The following is a 21539-nucleotide window of genomic DNA, read 5'->3' as shown; positions in this document are numbered from 1 at the left end:
TCGACGCGGGGGGATGTCGCAGGCTGGGCTATCGATGGCGTCGCGCCGGCCAGAGCCAAGACGCCAAGCGCCGCTCCGAGCCAGAGCCGCCGTCGCGCCGCCGCGCAGGTCGCCCAAGGCGCCGCCGCATCCAGAACGGGGTCGACCGCCTCGGCTGTCCCGGCTTCGGCGCAGGACGATGGCGACGACGCGCCCAGGTCCAACCGGCGGCCGGGCGTGAGCGCAGTTCCCCAGTCAGAGCCTCTTTGGATTTCAGGCATGACGAGCCCCTAATGGCGGCGGCGGCCGGCTAATGTGTCTCGTCGTTGCGGCCCGCCTCGAACAGGAACCAGGTGCGGCGCTCGGCCTCGTCGATCCAGACCTCGACCAGGCTGGCGGTTGCGACATCGCGATGGTGGTCGCACTGGTCGTGAAGGTCGCGCATGCAAGCCACCAGCTTGATGGAATCCGCCTGCAAATGGGCCAGCATGTCCCGCGCGCTGACGTAGTCCGCGTCGTTGTCCTGGACCCGCTGAAGCCGGCCGATGTGGCCCACGGAACGCAGCGTCGTTCCACCGATCTTGCGGACGCGCTCGGCGATCGCGTCGGTCGTGGCGAAGATCTGGTCGGCCTGCTCGTCGAGGAGGAGGTGGTAATCCCGGAAGTGCGGCCCCGAGACGTGCCAATGGAAGTTCTTGGTCTTGATGTAGAGCGCGAACATGTCCGCCAGGAGCGCATTCAGTCCCTGCGACAGGTCTGCGATCGCATTCGAGCCCAGCTCGCTGGGCGTGGCGAGCGCGGCGGCCATGCTGAGATTCGGGCTGGGGCTGTTCATCGCAACGCCTTTCATTGAGGGACGGCTTTCGTCGTCCGCCGCAGTCAAACCTACGTCCGCACCGGCGGGGCGTCCTTGGAGCGGGGTTTAGGAGGACTGAGAATTCCTGAGGCGTCGCCGCCTCCGCACTGGACGTTTCCGGCGGAAGCGGCCGGCTAGTCCTGCCGTGGCAAGAGGACGTGCTTGCGCGACCCATCGCCCGCCGCGACGGCTTCATAGGCGTCTACGGCTTGGTGCAGCGGCCATGTCTGGAGCGAGGAGGTTCTTAGGTGGCCGTCCTCGAATCCCGGCCGCAACGCGTCCATGATCCTGGCGATGTGGCTTCCTGTAAGCTTCAGGGTGTCGACGCCGATCAGGCGATGCAGGTCGTGGTAGAAATCAACCAGGTTGAATTCGACGCGGCCGCTTCCGATGCTGGCGATCGCCACCTGGCGGCCACCGACGCGCAGCGACCGCAGACTGGGTTCGAACAGCGGGCCCCCAACCACGTCGAGCACCACGTCGACGCCGCGGCCGTCTGTCAATCTGCGCGCCTCGGCGGTCAGATCGCCCGCCTTCGTGTCGATGAAGGCGTCGGCGTCTGAAGTTCCAACGACGACGTCGGCGCCTATGACCCTGGCCCCGCGCCAATGCGCGACCTGGGTGGCCGCCCGCCCGACCGCTCCCAGCGCGCCGGTGACCAGGACGGTCTCGCCGGACTGGATATCGGCTGCTTCCACGAGGGCCGACCACGCCGCGAGATAGGGGACGCCGACGGCGGAAGCCTCCTCCATCGAGAGGCGCGAGGGCTTCTCCGCTAGCGAATCCAGGTCCACGGCGATATACTGGGCGTGCGTTCCGTCGCGGGTCACGCCGAACCCTGCGCCGCTGCCCCAGACTTCCTTTCCCACCCAGCCTTCGCCGGCGACAACGACGCCGGCGTAGTCGCGCCCAGGCACCCGGGGCAATGAGGCCTTGAAGACGCCGGCGACATTCTTGACGTCGCTCGGGTTGATCGCCGCAGCGCGGAGCTCGACCAGCGCCTCACCGGGTTTGAGATCCGGCACGCGCAGGTCCACGAGCGAGAGGACCGAGGGCGATCCATATCTTTCGAATTGCAGCCCTTTCATCGCGGTCATCTATCGTCTCTGTGTGTTGAAGGGGGCGGGCTGGCGGTCAAATCCGCAGCGGCGGATGCGCTATGCCTATCGTTGCATCTCCAGCACGCGGGACATCGGCAACATGTTGTGGCTGAGGTTGGCCATGATCCAGAGGGACCCTCCGATCACCAGCGTCACGATGAGCACTCCGAAGGCCAGGGCGAGGGCGTTGTTGGTGTTGTCCGGACCTGTGGTGAGGTGAAGGAAGAAGACCAGGTGCACGCCCATCTGGGCCACCGCCAGCGCGATCAACGCCGCGGGGACGGCGGGGGCGTAGATCAGTCCGCTGAAACAGAAATAGAAAGACGCCGCCGTCAGTCCCGCCGCCAGAACAAGGCCGATCACGTAGCCTCGGACACCGACCGCCACGCCGTTTCCATCGAGCTGCTCATCGCCAGGCGCGAGGTTTAATTCCGCGCCAGCCAGCCGGTCGCTAGCCTCGCTCATGGCGTCTTCTCCATCAAATAGACCACGGTGAAGATGGCCACCCAGATGATGTCCAGGGCGTGCCAGAAGAGGGTGAAGCAGAGGATCCGGCGCAGGATGTCGGCCCGGAACCCCTTGGCGACGACCTGAGCCATCATCGTGAGCAGCCAGAGCAGGCCGGCGGTGATGTGCAGCCCGTGGCATCCCACCAGGGTGAAAAAGGCCGACAGGAAGGCGCTGCGTTGCGGGCCATCGCCCTGGGCGGTCAGGCCCGCGAACTCGCTCAGCTCCAGGCCCAGGAAAGCCGCACCGAGCACGAAGGTGACGGCCATGGCGACCTGGAACCAGAGCGCATTGCGGCTCGCCGCCGCCAGGCTCGCCATTCCGCAAGCGAAGCTGGAAACCAGCAGGCAACCGGTCTCCCAGGCGACGTTGGTCAGATCAAAAAGCTGGCGCCCGCCGGGGCCGCCAGCTCTCGCCTCGGCGAGCACGGCGTAGGCGGCGAAGAACGCCGAGAACATCACCATGTCGCTGAGGATAAAGATCCAGAAGCCGTAGCCGACGTAGACGCGCTTCGAGGCCGGTCCGCCCGCGCTGCGCGCCGCGGACGGGCTTTCCAGGGCTTCCTCGCCGATGCGGTCGGAATCGATGGCGTACGCGCTCATGAGGTCCTCGCCGCCAGGGGTTCCAGCCTGGCCCGCCGGTTTTCCCGGTCGATCGTGGCGACGTCGGCCGCCGAGATCAGGTTCTCGACGCGGTCGCGCCAGGCGAAGACCACGAAGGTCGCCCAGGCGCCCGCGAGCCCCGCGAGCGCCAACCACCAGATGTGCCAGATCAACGCGAAGCCCATCAAGGTGGCGAAGAAAGCGCAGACGAAGCCGGTCGCGCTGTTTCGGGGCGTCTCGAGCGCTTCGTACGCAGGCTCGGACGATGGCGCCTGCTGCTCTTGCGCTCCGTGCTTGGCGGCCCAGTAGGCGTCTCGGCCGCGGACCTTGGGCAGAATGGCGAAGTTGAACGCTGGCGGTGGCGAGGCGGTCGACCACTCCAGCGTGCGGCCGTCCCACGGGTCGCCGGTGACATCGCGCAGCGTCTCGCGGCGCGCAATGCTGACCGCAAGCTCGGCGATCTGGCAGACGATGCCGGCGAGGATCACAGCCGCGCCCACCGCCGCAACCAAGAGCCAGGGCCGCCAGGCTGGCACATCGTAGTGCTGCATCCGGCGCGTCATGCCCTCCAGGCCCAGCACGTAGAGCGGCGTGAAGGCGAGGTAGAAGCCGACGAACCAGCACCAGAACGCGGCCTTGCCAAGTCCGCGGTGCAGCCGGAAGCCAAAGGCCTTGGGGAACCAGTATTCGTAACCCGCGAAGGCGCCGAACAGCACGCCTCCGATGATCACGTTGTGGAAGTGCGCCACCAGGAAGAGGCTGTTGTGCAGCACGAAGTCGGCCGGCGGCGCGGCCAGCAGCACCCCGGTCATGCCCCCGATCACGAAGGTGACCATGAAGCCGATCGCCCACAGGATCGGCGTCTCAAAACGTATGCGGCCGCCGTACATGGTGAAGAGCCAGTTGAACACCTTCACCCCGGTCGGCACGGCGATGATCATGCTCATCACCCCGAACACGGCGTTCACATCGGCCCCGGCGCCCATGGTGAAGAAGTGGTGCAGCCACACCATGAAGGAGAGCACGCAGATCGCCATGGTGGCGATCACCATGGACCGATATCCGAACAGCGGCTTGCCGGAGAAGGTGGAGACGACCTCGGAAAAGATGCCGAAGGCCGGCAGGATCAGGATGTAGACCTCCGGATGACCCCAGGCCCAGATGAGGTTCACGAACATCATCACGTTGCCGCCGGCTTCATTGGTGAAGAAGTGGAAGCCCAGGTAGCGGTCGAGAATCAACATGGCCAAAGTCGCGGTCAGGATCGGGAAGGCGGCGATGATCAGCAAAGACGAGGCGAGGCTCGTCCAGCAGAACATCGGCATGCGCAGGTAGGTCATCCCCGGCGCGCGCAGCTTCAGGATCGTTGTGGTGAAGTTTATGCCGGTCAGCAGCGTGCCAATCCCGGAGATCTGGAGCGACCAGAGATAGTAGTCGACGCCGACGCCGGGCGAATATTTCAGCTCCGAGAGGGGCGGGTAGGGCAGCCAACCGGTGCGCGCAAACTCGCCGATGCCCAGGGAGAGGTTGACCAGCAACGCGCCGGTGGCGGTGAGCCAGAAGCTGACCGAATTCAGGGTCGGGAAGGCCACGTCGCGCACGCCAAGCTGCAGCGGCAGGACGAAGTTCATCAGGCCGATGAGAAATGGCATGGCCACGAAGAAGATCATGATGGTGCCGTGGGCCGAGAACACCTGGTCGTAGTGCTCTGGCGGCATGTAGCCCTGCGAATGGAGCGCGATCGCCTGCTGCGAGCGCATCATCAGGGCGTCGGAGAAGCCGCGCAGCAGCATCACCATGGCCAGCAGCGTGTACATGACGCCGATGCGCTTGTGGTCGACGCTCGTCAGCCACTCGCGCCACAGGTACGGGAAGCGCCCCCGGATCACCACCCAGGCGAGCACCGCCAGGATGGCCGCCGCCACCGTCGCCGAGGCGATCATCGGGATCGGCTGGTCGAGGGGTAATGCGTCCCAGCCAAGTCTGCCGAGCAGTTTCATGGCGCCTTCTCCGACTTGGGCGATGAACCCCCACCCAGGGGACCCGGGCCAGGGGGCAACTCTCGCATCGCGATTTGCTCGAAGAGCCCCTGTGGGGCGGCGCGGTAGGTGAAGGGCGCCACGTCCTGGCTCTGGCGGCTGAGCGCCACATAGGCGGACGCGTCCAGCACCGGACCGGAAGACTTCGCATCCGCAGCCCAGGCCGCGAACGCCGCCGGCGCGACGGCGCGGGTTTCGAAATGCATGCCTGCGAAGCCGTCGCCGCTGAACTGGCTGGCGAGCCCGGGGTAGGAACCAGGATGGTCGGCCTGCAGGTTCAGCTGCGTGACCATGCCGTTCATGGTGTAGATCATGCTGCCAAGCTGCGGGACGAAGAAGGCGGTCATTACGCTGCCCGAGGTCAGCCGTAAGTGCAGCGGCGCGCCGGCCGGCACGACGAGCTGGTTGACGCTCGCGATGCCCAGGTCGGGGTAGATGAAGAGCCATTTCCAATCGAGCGACACCACCTCAACCTGCAGGGGGCGGGCCGCGCCCGCGGGGAGGGGCTTTGCCGGGTCGAGGTCGTGCGAGGAGACCCAGGCCAGGCCACCCAGGAACATGATCACCAGCGCCGGGATCGACCAGATGATCAGCTCGATTCGCCCCGAGAACGACCAGTCGGGGAGGTATCGCGCGCGCGCGTTGGAGGCCCGGAACCACCAGGCGAAGGCCAGCGTGGCCACGATCACCGGAACGACGATCACCAGCATGATGGCGACCGCATCGAGCAGGATCAGCTTCTCGCCTGCGCCCACCGGTCCTTGCGGGTCCAGCACGCCGCGGCATCCGCCGAGCAGCGCCAAGGGACATGCCGCGGCGCGTGTCGCGACGGCGAGCAAGGCCACGTATCGCCGCGACCCGCCTGCCGACCCGCCGTTGCTTTCCGCCGGGCGGGCCCTTTCCGGATTGAGAGTGGTCATTCCCATCCTTCCGCTAGGCTCCGAGCGAAACGCCGACCAGGCGGCCGATGGCGAAGGTGACCGCGGCGGCTGCGTAGCCGATCAGAACCTGCCTTGACGCCGAGAAGGCGAACCCCCGGCCGGTGAACAGCGAGGTTCCCGCGCCGATCGCCGCCAGCACTATGCCACTCAAGGCCAGGCTGGCGAACACCGCCGGCCAACCGGAAAGGACGAGATAGGGCGCGACCGGAAAGACGGCCCCCAAGGCGAATAGGCAGAACGAGGCGGTTCCTGCCGCCCAGGCTGAACCGCCGAGCGAATCCGGATCGATTCCCAGCTCCTCGCGGGCCAGCGTATCGAGGGCGGTGTCCTTGTCGGCGAGCAGCCGGTCGGCGAGTTCCCTCGCCTGCGCTTCGGGCAGGCCCTTGGACCGGTAGATGAGAACGAGCTCTTCCTTCTCCTCCTCCGGGGCTTGTTCGAGTTCCGCAGCCTCGGTGGCGATCTGCCGCTGGTTGAGCTCGCGGGCGCTGTTCACCGACAGCCACTCGCCCATCGCCATCGAGCATGACCCTGCCACAAGGCCGGCTATGCCGGTGAGCAGGATCGTGTGCGCCGACGTGGCGGCGCCGGCGACACCCATGACAAGGCTGAGGTTCGAGACGAGACCATCGTTGGCGCCCAGCACCGCGGCGCGCAGCGAGTTGCCGCCACCGCCACTGTGCCTGCCCTCCAGCGTCGCGATCGATGGCCCGGGCAGGCCGCCGCTGGCGGAGGCTGCGGCTTGGATGACGCGGGCGTGCGATCGCTCGGCGGTCGGCAGTCCGCCGGCGACAGCCTCGGGTTGCTCGTCGTAAGCACCCACGTCGCGCGCTTCGGCGGCGGCGATGCTGGGCAGGATGAATGACGGGCCAAAGCGACCGGCGAGCCAGGCCATCGCGCGCGCGCGGACGCTGGGGACGACGCCCAGTGATTTCGCCCCGCCGCCGCCGAGGTGACCGCGCCAGAACTGTGCGTGGGCGCGCTCGACCGCGGCGAGCTTGCGGTAGACCTCGGCGAGGTTTGGATCCGGCTCCGCGGCCGCCAGCGCGCCGTAGACCGCCGCGCTGTCGACCTCGCCCTGCAGATTGGCGCGATAGCGTCGGATGTCGTTCGGGGCGTTCACCAGCGCATCTCCTTCACGACGCCGCCGGCGTTCGCGCCGCCGCCGCCCCGCCCTCGGCCCTGCGGATCGATTGCACGTCCCAACCACCCCCTAGCGAGCGCACCAGATCGACGCCGGCCTGCAACCGGCGCGTGGCAATGGCCAGAACGGTGACCTCGGCTTGCAGTTCAATGGTCTGGGCGGTGACGACGTCGAGATAGGTGACCTCGCCTTGCCGATACTGGATCATCGCCAGGTCTTCGGCATGCCTGGCGGCGGCGACGGCGGCGGCCTGCTGAGCCTCCTCGTCGGCCAGTCGGTTGCAAAGCGCCAGGTTGTCCTCGACCTGCTGGAAGGCGGCCAGGACGGTGGAGCGGTAGCTGTCGCCGGCCTCGTCGAACTGGTCGCGCGCGGCCCGAAGCGCCGCCTTGCGACGACCGCCATCGAACAGGGTCATCGCGAGCGTCGGGCCGAGCGTCCACCAGCTGTTGGCGGCCGTCAGCAGGTTGCCATTGCCGGTGTTCTGAAACCCGCCGGTCGCGTCAAGGCTGATGCTCGGATAGAACGCCGCCCGCGACACGCCGATCATGGCGTTGGCCGCTGCGGCTCGCCGCTCGGCGGCTGCGATGTCCGGCCGCCGTTGCAGGATCACCGACGGCGTCGCCACCGGCACCTGCGGCGACGTCGGCAACATGGCCATCGGCGGGATCGAGAAGCTCGATGCCGGCTGGCCCACGAGAGCGGCGATTTCGTGCTCGTAGAGGGCGCGTTGCGCGCCGATGTCGACCTGCTGGGCCTTGGCGGTCTGCAGTTGCGTCTGGGCGCGGGCGACGTCGAGGCCAGCCACGGCGCCGCCGTTGTGCAGCGTCTCGGTCAGGCGCAGAGCGATCGTATAGGCCGCTGTCGTGTCCGCGAGGAGCTTGGCCTCGGCGTCAAGGCCGCGGAGGCTGAGATAGGCGTCCGCCAGCTGCGCCTCCAGGCTCAGGCGCACCGATGCGGCGTCTGCCCCGCTGGCCTGGGCCTGGTATTTTCCGGCCGCGACCAGGTTGCGCACCCGACCCCACAGGTCGATCTCGTAAGAGACCGTGGCGGCGGCGAAGTCATTGCCATAGTAATTCGGGCCGCCGACCCGCAGCGGCCGATTGGCGGACTCGCGGTTCGTGGTCGCCGAGGCGCCGAGGTCCACTTCGGGATACTGCGAGGCGCGAGCCTCGGCGGCGTAGGCCCGGGCTTCGTCATAGCGGGCGAGCGCGAGGGCGAGGTCCGGATTGCCGGTCTCGATCCGCTGCTCAAGCCCGTTCAGCGTGTCGTCGGCATAGACCGTCCACCAGTCTCCACGCGGCGCGGCGTCGGCGGGGCTGGCAGGCGTCCAGGGCCCGGTCTCCTTGTAGGAGGTCGGCAGGGTCAGGGACGGCGGCGCATAGGCGGGCGCGAGGTTGCACCCGCCGAGCGCCACCGTGGCGGCGAGGCAAATGCCCGAACTAGCGCGTCGCATGGCCGCCTCCAGCCGGAGCGCCCGCTGTCGCGATCTTGACCGGGTCGCCGGGCTGGAGCGAATCCGGGGGGTTGTCGATCACCCGATCGGCGGGGGTGACGCCGGACGCAATGATGACGCTCGAGCCCAGATCCCGCCCGATCGTGACCGGTCGGATCGCCACGCGGCCGGTCGGCCCGACCACGGCGACAGACATGCCGGCGTCACGGAACATCAGCGCGGTCGCAGGGAGCTGGATGGCTCCGGCGTCGGCGGGCAGGTTGAAGCGGACCTGAGCATAGGCCCCGGGTTTGAGCGCCCGGTCCTTGTTGTCGATCTGCAGCTGGACGAGCAGCGTGCCGCTCTGCGGCACGATGGCGCTGGCGTTGGAGGAGAGATTGGCCATGAAGGATCGGCCCGGGTAGCCGGGTAGCGTGAAGACTGCGGTCATCCCGGGTCTGACGTCCGCCAAATAGTTCTGCGGCACCGGCACGTAGATCCTGAGCCGACTCTCGTCGGCGACCGTGAAGAGCGGCGTACTGGATGGCGCCCCGGCGGCGATCAGATCGCCGATGTCGGTGGATCGGGTCGTGACGACCCCGTCGAAGGGCGCGACGATCCGCTTGAACCCCTCCAGCGCCTCAAGCCGGGCGACATTCGCGCGGGCAGCCGCGGTGAGCGCGACCTTCGCCGCCAGGTCGCCGTTCTTGGTGTCCGCGTCCTGTTGCGACACCGCGTCCTGAGCCAGAAGGCCGGCCCATCTGACTGCCGTGGTTCGCGACAGGTGCTCATTGGCCTGGGCGGTGCCCAGATCGGCCTTGGCCATGGCCAGCTGTTGATCCAGATCGGGCGTGTCGATTTCGCCGAGCGTTTGGCCCGCCTTCACCACGGCGCCGATGTCCACGTTCCAGCTCTTGAGATAGCCGCTGACCCGCGCATAGATCGGCGCGGTGTTGAAAGCCTGCAGTTGGCCGGGCAGGACCAGCGTCTGCGGCCCAACGCCGTTGAGGTTAAGGAGCGTGACGGTCGGAACCGCCTCCGCGTCGGTCCAGCTTTTCACGCTCTGGTTGGCGCCGACGCGGGTCACGACGCCGAGGACCGCCACGGCCACCGCCACGCAGAGGGCGGCAACACCGATCATCTTCAGTCGCGGCGGCAGTGTGTGTCGCAGCGGGTTCGGTTCCTCAGGCATAGGCCTCTCCTTTCCGCCGGTCGGATTGGATCGCTGGGCGGGTCGGTTGGGTCGCCGTGCGGCCGTGCACGAGGCTGAACACGACCGGCACGAACATGAGGGTGGCGCAGGTCGCGAAGATCAGTCCTCCGATCACGGCGCGGCCGAGCGGGGCGTTCTGTTCGCCGCCTTCCCCCAGGCCAAGCGCCATGGGCGCCATGCCGATGATCATGGCCATGGCGGTCATCAGCACCGGGCGGCAGCGCGTGAGGCCGGCCTCGACCGCCGCCAGGACGGCGTCGCCAGTGGCGGCCAGGCGTTCCCGTGCGAAGCTGACCACCAGGATGGAGTTCGCCGTGGCGACGCCCATGCACATGATCGCGCCGGTCAGGGCCGGGACGGACAGGGTGGTGTGGGTGGCGAACAGCATCCAGACGATGCCGGCGAGCGCCGCCGGCAGGGCGGTGATGATCACGAACGGGTCCAGCCACGACTGGAAGTTCACGACGATCAAGAGGTAGATCAGGACGATCGCGCCCAGGAGGCCGAAGAACAGGCCCGAGAACGCAGCGTTCATCGTGGCGACCTGCCCGCGCAGGATGACCGTAGCGCCCCGCGGCGCGTGGGCCGCAGTCTGCTTGATCAAGGATTGCAGGTCCTTCGCCACCCCGCCCAGGTCGCGGTCCTGGGTCGTGGCGAAGAGATCGATCACCGGCTGGATGTTGTAGTGGCTGACGATCGCGCTGGACTGGTCACGGCTGATCTTGCCGAGGCCGCCCAACACTTGAGGGCTGGCGCCCGGCGCCGCGCCGGTCACCGGAATGTTGGACAGCGCCGCCAGAGAGTTGACCTGATATTCCGGGGTCTGGGCGACGATCGGGTAGGAGACCCCGTTTTTGGGGTCCAACCAGTAGACCGGCGCTGTCTGCGAGCTTCCCGCCAGTGACGTCGTCACGCTGTTCGTCACGTCGCGTTCGCTGAGCCCGACCTGCGACATGCGTGAGCGATCTACGTCGACGCGAAGCTCTGGATTGTCGTTCGACTGCTGCATCCGTGCGTCGGCGATCCCGCGGATGGTCCGCATCCTGCGCAGCAGCTCCAGCGCATAGGCCTGGTTCTTCCGCTGGTCCGGACCGCTGACCTGGAGATCGAGCGGCGCCGGGGTGCCGAAGTTCAGGATCTGGCTGATGATGTCAGGTGGCGGGAACGAGAACGTGACGCCCGGGAACCTGGCCGGAAGTATCTGGCGCAGCGTCCGTACATAGTCCGCAGTGGGATGGTGTCCGGCGTTGAGGCTGACGAAGATGTCGCCATCCTGATATCCAATCAATCCGGAGTTATTGTAGATAACGTTGACCGCACTTATTGGCATGCCGATGTTGTCAACGATCGTGCCTAAGTCGTTGGGGGGGATTGTGTGGCGGATTTGCCTTTCGATGGCGCCGAACATGGCCGAAGAATCCTCGATCCGCGTTCCCACGGGCGGGCGCACATGCAAGGTCATCTGTCCTGAATCGACCGACGGGAAGAAATTCGACCCGAGAAGCGGCGCGAGACCGAACGAGGCGACCACAACCGAGATGAAGCCGATCAGAAACGGCCGCCGGTGCGCGAGGGCCAGGGCGAGGAGGTTTCGATAGCCTTCCCGGAATTGTTCGAAGCGGTGGGCGAACCCTTCCTGAAAGCGGGCCAGCGGATTGCGGGTGGCGTGCGCAGCGCCCGACGCCTCGGCATCGGCGGCGCGGTGCGGCTTGACAAGGTACATCGCCAGCGTCGGCACCAGGGTCCGCGACAGGACGAACGAGGCGATCATGGCGAACACCACAGACTCGGCCATCGGCACAAACAGGTATCCGGCGACGCCTCGGAGCGCGAACATCGGCACAAAGACGATGCAGATGCAGAGCAGGCTCACGAAGGCCGGCGTGACGATCTGCGCGGCGCCGTCGAGGATGGCGGTCTCGACGTCCTTGCCCTGCTCCAGATGCCAGTTGATGTTCTCGATGGTCACCGTGGCGTCGTCGACCAGGATGCCGACCGCCAGGGCCAGGCCGCCCAGGGTCATGATGTTCAGCGTCTGGCCGGCGATCGCCAGTCCGGCCAGCGCGCTGAGGATCGCCAGGGGAATGGAGACCGCGATGATCACGGTGGAGCGCCAGCTGCCGAGGAACAGCAGGATCATCAGGCTGGTGAGCGCCGCGGCGATCAGGCCCTCCCGGATAACGCCGCTCACCGCGGCCTTCACGAACAGGGACTGGTCGTTGAGCGGGATGATCCTGAAGCCTGGCGGCAAGATCTGCTTGAGCCGGGGCAGGGCGTCCTTGACGCCCTGGACCACGGCCAGAGTTGAGGCCGACCCGCTCTTCAGGATGGTCGTCAGTACCGCGCGGGCGCCATCGACATGGACGATGCTCTGCTGGGGCGGCGCACCATCGATGACGTGACCGACGTCGTGGATGTAGATGGTTGCGCCGTTCACCGTCTTGATCGGCAGGTCGTTCAGTTCGGCGATCGACTCCGGGGAGTCGTTGAGTTTCACCGTGTATTGCAGCGATCCGATCTTGGCCGTACCGGCCGGCAGGATCTGGTCCTGAGCCGCGATCGCCGTCTCGACGTCCTGAGCCGACAAGCCCTTGGCCTGCAGATCGCGGGGGTGCAGGTCGATCTCGACCTCGCGGACGCGTCCGCCATAGGGATAGGGGATCGCTGCGCCCGGAACGGCGCTGAGCACCGGCCGGATATCGTTCATCGTCCGGTCCAGCACCTGCTGTTCTGAAAGCCCGCCGCCGGAGGTCGCCAGCTGCAGGATCGGCACCGTTGAGGCGTTGTAATTGAGGATCAGCGGCGGCGTTATGCCGGGCGGCATTTGCCTGAGCACCGTCTGGGAGACCGAGGTGACCTGGGCGGTCGCGGTGCGGATGTTCACGCCGGGCTGGAAGTAGATCTTGACGATGCCCATTCCGGGCAGCGACTGGCTCTCGATATGTTCGATGTCGTTGACCGTCAGCGGCAGTGTGCGTTCATAGGGCGTGATGATCCGGCCCGCCATGTCGTCGGGCGACAGGCCGGTGAAGCTCCAGGCGACCCCGATCACCGGGACGCCAATATTCGGGAAAATGTCAGTCGCGGTGGTCAGCGCGGCCAGCGGGCCCACGATCAGGATGAACAGCGCCAGCACTATGAAGGTGTAGGGCCGCTGCAGCGCGACCCGAACGATCCACATCATGGCGATCCATCCGACAGCGGGCGGGCGGCTCCCTCAACACGCTGCTGTTCCCGAAGGTGAGGCGGACGCCCGGCGAAGTCCTTGAGCTAGGCCTGAGTGCTCGTGAGAATCCCTGAGGGCTCGCCTTCCCCTCGTGTTGGCGGCGCCATGAATTCGGGTCCGACCGGATCGGCGATTGTCGCGCGAAGGATGCGCTCCACCTCGGCCATGGTTTCGGCGTCGAGCTTCCAGCCGGCGATGGCGCCGGTGGGCTGCAGCTGATCAGGCTTGCGCGCGCCCCAGAGCGCCGTGCTGATCCCCTGATCCAGCACCCAGCGGACCGCCAGGTGGATCACGCGTTTGCCGAAGCGTTGCTGCGCCAATTGATCGAGCTCTTCGACCGCGGAAAGGTACTGCGCGTAGCGGGGCGGCTGGAATTTCGGATCTGTGCGGCGCAGGTCGTCGCCCCCGAACCTCGTGTCCGGCTGCATGCGGCCGGAGAGCAGGCCGCGGCAGAGGGCGCCATAGCCCAGCGTCATTATCCCGTGCTGGCGGCAATAGGGGAGGAGGTCCGCCTCGGCGGCGCGCTCGAAGAGATTATAGGGAGGCTGCAGGACATGAAGCGGGGCGATCTGCCGGAACTGCTGCATCTGATCGACCGAGAAGTTGCTCACGCCGATCGCCCGGATCTTGCCGTCGCGATAGAGCGCGCCCATGGCCTCGGCGGTCTCCTCGATGGGAACCAGCGGGTCAGGCCAATGGACCTGGTAGATGTCGATGTAGTCGGTGCGCAGTCGGCGCAGAGAGTCCTCGACTTCCTTGAGTATCCGCGCTCGGCTGGCGTTGCGGAACACCTTGCCGCCGTTCCATTCGAGGCCGACCTTCGTCGAGATGACGGCCCGCGACCGCAGGCCGGCTTCACCGAGCGCCTGGCCGACGAGATCCTCTGAGTGTCCAAACCCATAGGCAGGCGCCGTGTCGATGAGGTTGATCCCTCCTTCGACCGCGGCGCGGATCGTGGCGATCGACACCGCATCGTCCGTGCCGCCCCACATCCAGCCGCCGATCGCCCAGGTCCCGAGCGCGACGCGGGAGATCTCGACCGACGTGCCTGGGATTTTTGCGAACTCCATGTTCGCGCTCAGCGTTTGCGATGAACTGGCCATGTCTTCGGTTCCGTAGTTGGACGGCGCGCGCCCGCGTCATTCCGCAGGCATCGGATGAAGAGCGAGTGATGGAACAGGCGCGATGCCAGCCTCTTCCTCGGCGACCCGGCCGAGAGCCGTCCAATCCAGGTTGTCATAGCCACGGGCGATGCCGGTGATGAGGCGATCGCGCACGACGCTCACCGAGGGCATCGGCGAGCTGGCCGCCTCCGCTTCGGCGAGGGCGAGACGCACGTCCTTGAGCACCAGGGGCAAGACGAATCCCGGCTCGTAGGATCGCGCCACGATCTTGTCGCCGTACAGCTTGTGCACTCGGCCGCTGAACATCGTACCGGTCATGATGTCGATGAACGGCTTCGGATCCAGACCACGCTTCAGGAACACTGCGACAGCCTCCGAAATCATCTCCAGGGCGGTCGCGCTCATCATGTTGCCGAGCAGTTTGACGAGGTTCGCGTGCCAGGGCTCGGCGCCCACCATCAAGGTCTTCTGTCCGAGGCTGTCGAACAGGGGCTGACAGCGCGCCAGGTCGTCGTCGGCGCCAGCGGCGAGGACGTAGAGCAGGCGTTGCCTGGCGGCGTCCGGGTTTCCGAACACGGGCGCGGCGACGTACCTCTGCCCGCGCTTGTGGTGTTCGCTGGTCAGCCGCGCCGCCATCGCCGTGCTGATCGTGCTCATGCAAAGATGTATCGCGCCCGGACCCATACCCTGGGCAAGGCTGCCGGCGCCGCGCTCGTCACGGCCCAGCGCGACTTCGCGCACTGCTTCGTCGTCGGGCAGCATGCTGACGATGATCCCGCATTCGAACAGGTCGGCGATCCCTGCGGCGATCTCGACGCCAAGCGAAGCGAGCCTGACAGCGTCTGCGGGGCGGCGCGCGTAGCCGACGACCCGGTGACCCGCGGCAACGAGGTTAGCGGCCATAGCGCCGCCCATGCGGCCAAGGCCCACGAACCCCACGTCAGACCACCGCTGGGAGCGGCCGTTCACGCTTGCATCCGTCATGGTCTCGCCTCTGTCCGACCCCCTGACGCTGGAGGTAGGTGCGGCCGGCCCCGGGGGGAGGGGGGCCGGCCGCCTTTGCGACCGCCGATACTGGTATGGGCGGCCGCGAACGAACCCGGGCGGGTGGGGGCTGGAGCGCGGGTCCGTATTTCAACTCGGTAGGTACGTTGCGGGTGACTATCGGAGCGCCGCTGGCCAAAGTCCTTGGAGCAATGCTGAGTTCTCTTGAGATGGCCTGAGCCGTGGTCTTCACACGCGGGCCCGCGCGTTCGCGGAGGTAAGGTTCCGAGTCGAACCGACAAGTCGCTAGCCAGGATGTCGGCTTCTGGGCGCCAGGGTGGCGAACCTATTTGTCGTCGGGCCCGAATAGTCGAACCACTCGCTGCACATTCCGGTCCCTGCGCCCGTATGGGCTGATCGCGGCAGTACGGTCTTTAAGCGAAACTTGACGGCTGGCTTACCGTTGGCGCGGCTTCACTTTCCCCTAGTGCTGTCGTTCAGCGAGTCCGCAATCGTGCAGAAGGGTCGATGACCGCTTCGACCCTCAAGCGTCTCCCCTGTTTGAATCGGCGGTCCAGACTGATGTGGATCAAAGTCACACGCGGACGCTAGTCGATCCTGGCTGTGCATGTCGCCGAAGCTCATCGGTCCAGCTGGGTTTAGGGCTATAGCGCTGGGGGCCGCGTTGGCGCATTTGCGCGGTCCCTCATTTTCCCCACTCTTCGGACCGTCTGGCGTTCGCTATCGGGCCGGAAGGCTAGGACCGGTTTCGACCCGTTGCCGACCTTCGACGATTGCGGTCTGATCGCTCGCGGCAAGGCGGGGAAAGAGAAATGCCACAGCGAGGTCACGAGCTGCGCATCGCGTGCGCGGTCCTTTTTGCAACCGTCGGCCTGTCCTGCGCCGCCATGGCGGAGCCGGCCAAACCGCTTACGCTGGACTCTGCGGTGACCGACTATTGCGCCGCTTGGAGCGCTGCCGATCGGGGCGTTCGAGATCGCCTGCTCGCACGGGTTTGGGCGCCGGACGGAGTCTACAGCGACCCCGAGCCGACGCTCGCGAAGGGCCGTACGGCGCTCAGCGACGCCGTAGCCGCCTTCCAGCGTCAATATCCGGGCGCGCATTTCCAGTGCAGCGCGCCGCAGATGCACCACGGCGCCATGCGGGTGACATGGATCCTGCTCAGGCCTGACGGGTCGCAGGTGACCCAAGGGGAGGACATCTACGACATGGCCCGCGACGGCCGCATCCAACGCGTCGTCGGGTTCTTCGGCGATCCCCCGCAGGCCGCGCCCATTCTCCCGGCTAAGGCTTCGGCGGCGGCGCAGGGTGGAGCCGCCCCGCTCGTCGGAACCTGGCGCCTGGTTTCGGCGACCGAGCGCATGAGGGATGGGACGGAGCGGCCCGATCCCAACGTCGGTGCTCAAGGGCGCGGCTATATCGTCTACACGGCGACGGGCCAGGTCTGCGCCATGTTGGGGCACAGCCAACGGGCGCGTTGGGCCATCGCCGACCAACCGTCAGCGGCCGAGGCCGGCGCTATTCCCGAGAACCTGGTCGCGTACTGCGGAACCTATTCGGTCGATGAGGCGGGCGGCTTTGTGGTCCACCACGTCGAAATCGACCTTTCCCCGAACGGCACCGGAACAGACCGCAAACGCTTCTTCACGGTGACAGGAGACCGCCTCGTATTGCGCGCGGCGCCTCCCCTGCCGGAAGACGTGCAGGCCTTGACCATCACCTGGGAACGTGTCCGCTGAGCGCGTCGACGACCCAGGCCACGACGCTGGCCCCGCTTGGGAGAGACTCTGTGATCCGACGCTATGTGGTTTCGCTTCTCGGATGCCTTCTCGGCCTAGGGTTGACGGTGGCGCAGGCCGCGCCCCCCGGCGATCCGATCCTGGGAACCTGGAAGCTGAATGCTGAAAAATCGACGTTCACGCCAGGTCCGGGATGGCGGAGCCAGACGCGAGCATACCAGGTCATTCCCGCAGGGGTCTCAGTCACCTGGACAGGCGTTGATGCCGGCGGCGAGAGCATGCAGGTCAGTTACACCTATCAGTATGACGGCCGGGACTATCCGATGAAGGGTTCCGCCAGCTACGACACCTTGAATGCCGTGCGCATCGACGAGCGAACCGTCAGGTCGGAGGAGAAGCGAGACGGCAAGATCATCGGCGTCGCCGTGCGAGCCGTCTCTCCGGATGGGAACCGCCTGACCATCACGGATGAGGGCACGAACAGGAAAGGTCAGAAGTTCTCGCAGGTGCTGGTGTTCGACAGAGCGGCGACCAATTGAAGACAGCGCACGATGAAACGCCGCATCTGGCTACATCGAACGACCGCTCACCCCCCGATGCCGACGTTCAGAAGGTCCGCTCTCGGGAAGGGAGCCTAAGACCGCTTTCGACGGAGGGCTCAACCGGTGAACGCAACACGCTAACCTTTTATCAGAGGTTGGGTGTCCACTGAATCGAGGGAGGATCACATCCACAAAGCCAAGCCCTGGCACGGCCTTCGGGAGTTCCTGAAGGAGTACGCGATCATCGTCGCCCGCTTGCCGCCGCCCGTCGCCTCACAGGCGAACCTAAGACTTTAGTCCTAGGTCTTTAGTCCAATAGCCATGGCCAGAAGGGGGGATATCGTCAGCGACAGCTCGCGGGAACAGGGGCGAAGCATGCGTATTTGTCTAATGGGCCTGGCGGCGACGGTCGCCGTCCTCGCTTGCGGAGCCGGCTCGGCGGCAACGGCCGCTGGCTACGTCTACACCGCGCTGGACGACCCGGCCGCCGCTCCTGGCGCGACCTTTGTTTACGGCATCAACGACCTGGGCCAGGTCACGGGCTATTTCTCGGACATCTCGGGCCTGAACCATGGCTTCGTGGAGAGTGGCAGCGTCTACACCACGCTGGACAACCCGGCCGCCGCTCCCGGCCAGACGTTTGCGTCCGCCATCAACAACGCGGGCCAGGTCGTAGGCACTTTCTCGGACACCTCCGGCCTTAGCCATGGCTTCGTGGAGAGTGGCGGCGTCTACACCACGCTGGACGACCCGGCCGGGGCTCCGGGCCAGATATCAGCTTCAGGCATCAACAATACGGGCCAGGTCGTAGGCACTTTCTCGGACACCTCCGGCGCTAACCACGGCTTCGTGGAGAGTGGCGGCATCTACACCACGTTGGACGACCCCGCCGCGTATGCCGGCCAGACCTATGCTTCCGGCATCAACGACGCAGGCCAGGTCACGGGCTATTTTTTTGACGCCGCCTCAGGCATCGCCCGCGGCTTCGTGGAAAGCGGCGGCCTCTACACCAACCTGGACGCGCCAAGCTTCGGCGATACGTTTGCTTCCGGCATCAACAACATGGGCCAGGTCACGGGCTTCGTCTATGAGATCGGCTCAGCCACCCAGCACGGCTTCGTCGAGATTGGCGGCCTGTACATCTTCCTGAACTACCCGGGCGCCAGCGGCTACACGGACGGACTCGGCATCAACGGCCTAGGCCAGGTCGTGGGGATTTTCGGTGACGCCTCGGGGGGCACCCACGGCTTCGTGGCGACGCCCGTCCCCGAGCCTGCGGCCTGGGCGATGCTGCTCATCGGCTTCGGATCCCTCGGCGCGACATTGCGAGCGGAGCGCAAAAAGAACGGCGCCCGGGCGCCCGCCTGACCGGCCCGACGTCTGCTCGCGTCTCCGACCAACGGCAGCTCACCACCCTTGGCGGACTTTCGAAAAGTTCGCTGGCAAGCGCGGCTTCAAAGACCGGTTCCGACCCAAAGCGGACGTCGAGCCCGTAGCTAGCCTCGTCTCGGCGTGACCCTGAGGGCTAGGCTCGCGAGACCGCGAAGGGTGTTGTTCAGCCTCCGAACGGGCGGCGCAGCGAGTTCAATTCGCTCGATGCGTTCGGCCAGCGCCTGCAAAACAATCTCCCCTTCCATGCGCGCGACGGCCTGCCCGACGCAGCTATGGATGCCGTACCCGAAAGCGACGTGACCGGACGTCTTGCGTAAAATGTCGAAGCGGTCGGGCTGCTCCCATCGGCGTGAGTCTCGGTTGGCCGCCCCCAGGAAGAGTAGAATCTTGGCTCCGGCGGGCAGCGCCACGCCCCCCAACTCCGTCTCGGTCGTGGTCGTGCGGAAGAAGGTCTGCACCGACGATTCGAAGCGTAGCGCCTCTTCGAATGCCGGGCGGGCCAGCTCTGGCCGGGCCTGCAACTGCGCCCAGGCCTCGGGATGGGTCGCCATGGCGAACAGCGCATTCCCCAGCCCGTAGACCGTTGTGTCCAGGCCGGCCGAGAGCAGCGACCTGACGAGGAGCGCCGCCTCGTCCACGGACACTTCGCCACGGTCAACGCCGTCAAAAACGCGGGCGCCCAGGCTTCCGGGCCGCAGGGCGCCGCGGTTGCACTGTCTCGTCACCCAGTCGCGAGCCTCCTCCCCGGCGCGGAGTGTCTCTTCGAACCGCTGGTTGCGCGGGCCGAAGGCGTTGAACAGAAACGCCGCGTAAGGGAGCAGGTGCTCGCGACCCTCCTCGCAAAGCCCGAGCGCGTCGGCGAACACGCGGATCGGATAGACCTCCGCCAGCTCTGTCACGCCATCGAACGCCCGGTGCGAAACCAGGCGGTCCAGGAGAGCGTGCGCCTCGGCCTCGAACTTTGGTCGCAAGTCGCGCAGAGCCGAAGGCGAGAGGGCGAGCGCCAGCACGGGCCTGGTGCGCTCGTGCAACGGCGGATCAGCTTCGAGCACGAGGCTCGGCGGGCGAAAGAACGCCTCCCCCTTCTGTATGTTCGCCAAGCCGACGCCGGCGGCTGAGGAAAAGGTGCGCCAGTCCTGAAGCGCCTGTTGGACCTCCGCGTGGCGCGCCGACGCGTAGACGCCGTACTTCTCGAGCCAGACGACCGGCCCGGCCGCTCGCAACCTCTCATGGTCGGGATAGGGATCCGCCAGAAATTGGTCGGAGAACGGGTCAATATCCAGCGTCGGTGGAAATGCCGCCATCGCGACCCGCCCCCTCCTTCATGATCACAGGCCCGTCAGCCCAGTTTCACCGTGGGCTGCGCGATTTGCTTTCGCAAGATGGGCTCGGGGAACGGCCTCGACTTGAATCCACTCGGTCCGATGTCCGCTTCCGCCCGATCATGACATTCGCAGGGTCCGCTCTCGAGCATCGAGCCAACGACCGCTTTCGACCCAAAGCGGACCTTCGGGCAGCCGCCTGCGTGAGCCCGAAATGCGCCAGTTGCGGACTTTCGGTCCGCTCCAGAATGCGGACATTCGTTGGCGACGAGATTTGAATGACCGAACACCACCGACTATCGCGGAATCGCTGCCTCAACGAAGCCGCCAAAGATCGCCTGGCCAGGATGATCGAGACCATGCAACTCCTGGTGCCATTGCAGCCCCATCGCGAACCGGCACCCTGGGATCTCTATTGCCTCAATAACCCCGTCGTCGGCGACCGCGCTGGCAATCACGGCGCCAGATAGCGTGGCAAGGGCTTCCCGATGATAGGAGTTCACCGACAGACGCCCTCCGGCTAGTGCGCAGAGCTGTGTCCGAGCCAAGGTCGTAACTTCATGCGGTCCGCCCGCGTCATGACCGGAAACGTTCGCATTGAGCTTCGCGCCATGGATACACGCCAAAGCTTGCATGCCGGCGCACATCCCCAGCACGGGCTTGTCCTGCCCAAGGAAGCCCCGAACGAGCGCAATCTCCACCTCTGGCCGCGCGGTTTGGGGCGCTCCTGATGTCTGGGTCGCGTACCACGCGGCAGGGAAAGCGAAGCGCCCTCCGGCCGTCAGAAGTCCGTCGAAGGACGCGACCACTTCGTTGACCAGAGACATTTCATACGGAACGCCGAACGGGGCCGCACCCGCATCGATCAGGCGGTGAAAGTAGCCCTTGTGGGCCTCATAGCGGGAACCCCCAGACGAGGTGTTCTCGTCCATGAGCACGGCGATGCGGGGGCGGGGGCGTGTTCGCGTCATCAGCCCTTTCAGCCGGCGTCCCGCGAGTACCCAAATCGTCCGGCGGCCTCATCTAGAATCGGCCAAATCGATGTGACCTCCTGAGGCGAGAGGTTTTCACGCCACCTTCCAACACGTCTTTCGTGATCCGGCCGCGAATAGCTTTGCGAAGTCAGAGCCTCGACAAACGCCTCGGAATTGGTGTCCTGGACTCGGTCGGCCCAGCGCCGCAAATGCGTGCCCACGATCGTTGGGTCCAAGCCAACGGCTGTGCAGACCTCATGGGACAGCGCCATCGGGTCGGCGATCAACTCTTCGAAGCGCACGACAGCGGCATGAGGCTTCACCTGGGCAAAGCCCACGGTGTTCAAGTAACTCCAGTGATGTGCGCAGCGGGCCAGTAGAGGCTTCGCGAGCCAGTCCTCCCAA

18 protein-coding genes are annotated in these 21539 nt (G+C 66.3%); 3 read left to right on the top strand and 15 right to left on the bottom strand.

The genetic code is table 11. The features are described from left to right. Positions 1-289 precede the first annotated feature (289 nt). The 12 genes from E8A12_RS13495 to E8A12_RS13440 all read right to left on the bottom strand — a co-directional run bounded on the left by E8A12_RS13495 (position 290) and on the right by E8A12_RS13440 (position 15144). Positions 290-814 (bottom strand): DNA starvation/stationary phase protection protein, encoded by a 525-nt coding sequence (locus tag E8A12_RS13495; RefSeq protein WP_293369555.1) that lies wholly within the window; start codon positions 812-814, stop codon positions 290-292. Positions 815-969: 155 nt separating this feature from the next. Next, a complete protein-coding gene (locus E8A12_RS13490; protein ID WP_293369553.1) occupies positions 970-1932 on the bottom strand; it encodes a zinc-binding alcohol dehydrogenase family protein in 963 nt (320 codons plus the stop codon). A gap of 66 nt (positions 1933-1998) precedes the next feature. Continuing rightward, on the bottom strand, positions 1999-2400 hold the full coding sequence (gene cyoD, locus E8A12_RS13485) for a cytochrome o ubiquinol oxidase subunit IV (protein ID WP_293369550.1): 402 nt from the start codon (positions 2398-2400) through the stop codon (positions 1999-2001). After that, complete coding sequence (locus E8A12_RS13480) at positions 2397-3044, bottom strand: cytochrome (ubi)quinol oxidase subunit III (RefSeq protein WP_293369547.1); 648 nt, start codon at positions 3042-3044, stop codon at positions 2397-2399. The genes cyoD and E8A12_RS13480 overlap by 4 nt, the downstream gene beginning before the upstream one ends. Next, a complete protein-coding gene (gene cyoB, locus E8A12_RS13475; protein ID WP_293369544.1) occupies positions 3041-5044 on the bottom strand; it encodes a cytochrome o ubiquinol oxidase subunit I in 2004 nt (667 codons plus the stop codon). Before cyoB ends, E8A12_RS13480 begins: the two co-directional genes overlap by 4 nt. Then, positions 5041-6003, bottom strand: coding sequence for a ubiquinol oxidase subunit II (gene cyoA, locus E8A12_RS13470; protein WP_293369541.1), 963 nt, complete (start codon positions 6001-6003; stop codon positions 5041-5043). Before cyoA ends, cyoB begins: the two co-directional genes overlap by 4 nt. Positions 6004-6016: 13 nt before the next feature. Continuing rightward, positions 6017-7144 carry a VIT1/CCC1 transporter family protein gene (locus E8A12_RS13465; RefSeq protein ID WP_293369539.1) on the bottom strand — a complete coding sequence of 376 codons (1128 nt, stop codon included), beginning with the start codon at positions 7142-7144 and terminating at the stop codon, positions 6017-6019. Positions 7145-7157: 13 nt separating this feature from the next. Continuing rightward, on the bottom strand, positions 7158-8618 hold the full coding sequence (locus tag E8A12_RS13460) for an efflux transporter outer membrane subunit (protein WP_293369537.1): 1461 nt from the start codon (positions 8616-8618) through the stop codon (positions 7158-7160). Continuing rightward, positions 8605-9789, bottom strand: a complete 1185-nt coding sequence (locus E8A12_RS13455) for an efflux RND transporter periplasmic adaptor subunit (RefSeq protein ID WP_293369535.1) — start codon at positions 9787-9789, stop codon at positions 8605-8607. Before E8A12_RS13455 ends, E8A12_RS13460 begins: the two co-directional genes overlap by 14 nt. Further along, on the bottom strand, positions 9782-12994 hold the full coding sequence (locus E8A12_RS13450; protein ID WP_293369533.1) for an efflux RND transporter permease subunit: 3213 nt from the start codon (positions 12992-12994) through the stop codon (positions 9782-9784). Before E8A12_RS13450 ends, E8A12_RS13455 begins: the two co-directional genes overlap by 8 nt. 86 nt (positions 12995-13080) lie before the next feature. Continuing rightward, positions 13081-14106 carry an aldo/keto reductase gene (locus E8A12_RS13445; RefSeq protein ID WP_293369531.1) on the bottom strand — a complete coding sequence of 342 codons (1026 nt, stop codon included), beginning with the start codon at positions 14104-14106 and terminating at the stop codon, positions 13081-13083. A gap of 69 nt (positions 14107-14175) precedes the next feature. After that, a complete protein-coding gene (locus E8A12_RS13440) occupies positions 14176-15144 on the bottom strand; it encodes an NAD(P)-dependent oxidoreductase (RefSeq protein ID WP_293369528.1) in 969 nt (322 codons plus the stop codon). Between the two features lie 833 nt (positions 15145-15977). Between E8A12_RS13440 and E8A12_RS13435 the strand changes: the two genes are divergently transcribed. The 3 genes from E8A12_RS13435 to E8A12_RS13425 all read left to right on the top strand — a co-directional run bounded on the left by E8A12_RS13435 (position 15978) and on the right by E8A12_RS13425 (position 18814). Continuing rightward, entirely contained in the window at positions 15978-16904 is a 927-nt protein-coding gene (locus E8A12_RS13435; RefSeq protein WP_293369525.1) for a lipocalin-like domain-containing protein, read from the top strand. 50 nt (positions 16905-16954) lie between these two features. Beyond that, positions 16955-17443, top strand: coding sequence for a hypothetical protein (locus E8A12_RS13430; protein ID WP_293369523.1), 489 nt, complete (start codon positions 16955-16957; stop codon positions 17441-17443). Positions 17444-17836: 393 nt separating this feature from the next. Further along, positions 17837-18814, top strand: a complete 978-nt coding sequence (locus E8A12_RS13425) for a PEPxxWA-CTERM sorting domain-containing protein (RefSeq protein ID WP_293369519.1) — start codon at positions 17837-17839, stop codon at positions 18812-18814. A 128-nt stretch (positions 18815-18942) separates the two neighbouring features. On the opposite strand, the gene E8A12_RS13420 is transcribed toward E8A12_RS13425, so the two are convergent. The 3 genes from E8A12_RS13420 to E8A12_RS13410 form a co-directional block, all read right to left on the bottom strand. Next, positions 18943-20142 carry a cytochrome P450 gene (locus tag E8A12_RS13420; protein WP_293369517.1) on the bottom strand — a complete coding sequence of 400 codons (1200 nt, stop codon included), beginning with the start codon at positions 20140-20142 and terminating at the stop codon, positions 18943-18945. 314 nt (positions 20143-20456) lie between these two features. Then, entirely contained in the window at positions 20457-21092 is a 636-nt protein-coding gene (locus E8A12_RS13415) for a gamma-glutamyl-gamma-aminobutyrate hydrolase family protein (protein ID WP_293369515.1), read from the bottom strand. Positions 21093-21139: 47 nt separating this feature from the next. Next, positions 21140-21539, bottom strand: a 400-nt coding sequence (locus tag E8A12_RS13410; RefSeq protein ID WP_293369512.1) for a hypothetical protein, incomplete at its 5' end; no start/stop codon positions are given.

It is taken from the genome of Phenylobacterium sp. (assembly GCF_004799395.1).
Classification (GTDB): Bacteria; Pseudomonadota; Alphaproteobacteria; order Caulobacterales; family Caulobacteraceae; genus Phenylobacterium.
The sequence above is the reverse complement of the archived record's forward strand: the minus strand, read 5'-3'. Positions and strand labels throughout refer to the sequence as shown.

Excerpts from the sequence above, each read along its gene's own strand:
- E8A12_RS13495 (WP_293369555.1), bottom strand. The coding sequence starts at position 814 with ATGAACAGCCCCAGCCCGAATCTCAGCATGGCCGCCGCGCTCGCCACG.
- E8A12_RS13490 (WP_293369553.1), bottom strand. The coding sequence starts at position 1,932 with ATGACCGCGATGAAAGGGCTGCAATTCGAAAGATATGGATCGCCCTCG.
- cyoD (WP_293369550.1), bottom strand. The coding sequence starts at position 2,400 with ATGAGCGAGGCTAGCGACCGGCTGGCTGGCGCGGAATTAAACCTCGCG.
- E8A12_RS13480 (WP_293369547.1), bottom strand. The coding sequence starts at position 3,044 with ATGAGCGCGTACGCCATCGATTCCGACCGCATCGGCGAGGAAGCCCTG.
- cyoB (WP_293369544.1), bottom strand. The coding sequence starts at position 5,044 with ATGAAACTGCTCGGCAGACTTGGCTGGGACGCATTACCCCTCGACCAG.
- cyoA (WP_293369541.1), bottom strand. The coding sequence starts at position 6,003 with ATGACCACTCTCAATCCGGAAAGGGCCCGCCCGGCGGAAAGCAACGGC.
- E8A12_RS13460 (WP_293369537.1), bottom strand. The coding sequence starts at position 8,618 with ATGCGACGCGCTAGTTCGGGCATTTGCCTCGCCGCCACGGTGGCGCTC.
- E8A12_RS13455 (WP_293369535.1), bottom strand. The coding sequence starts at position 9,789 with ATGCCTGAGGAACCGAACCCGCTGCGACACACACTGCCGCCGCGACTG.
- E8A12_RS13450 (WP_293369533.1), bottom strand. The coding sequence starts at position 12,994 with ATGATGTGGATCGTTCGGGTCGCGCTGCAGCGGCCCTACACCTTCATA.
- E8A12_RS13445 (WP_293369531.1), bottom strand. The coding sequence starts at position 14,106 with ATGGAGTTCGCAAAAATCCCAGGCACGTCGGTCGAGATCTCCCGCGTC.
- E8A12_RS13440 (WP_293369528.1), bottom strand. The coding sequence starts at position 15,144 with ATGACGGATGCAAGCGTGAACGGCCGCTCCCAGCGGTGGTCTGACGTG.
- E8A12_RS13435 (WP_293369525.1), top strand. The coding sequence starts at position 15,978 with ATGCCACAGCGAGGTCACGAGCTGCGCATCGCGTGCGCGGTCCTTTTT.
- E8A12_RS13425 (WP_293369519.1), top strand. The coding sequence starts at position 17,837 with ATGGGCCTGGCGGCGACGGTCGCCGTCCTCGCTTGCGGAGCCGGCTCG.
- E8A12_RS13420 (WP_293369517.1), bottom strand. The coding sequence starts at position 20,142 with ATGGCGGCATTTCCACCGACGCTGGATATTGACCCGTTCTCCGACCAA.
- E8A12_RS13415 (WP_293369515.1), bottom strand. The coding sequence starts at position 21,092 with ATGGACGAGAACACCTCGTCTGGGGGTTCCCGCTATGAGGCCCACAAG.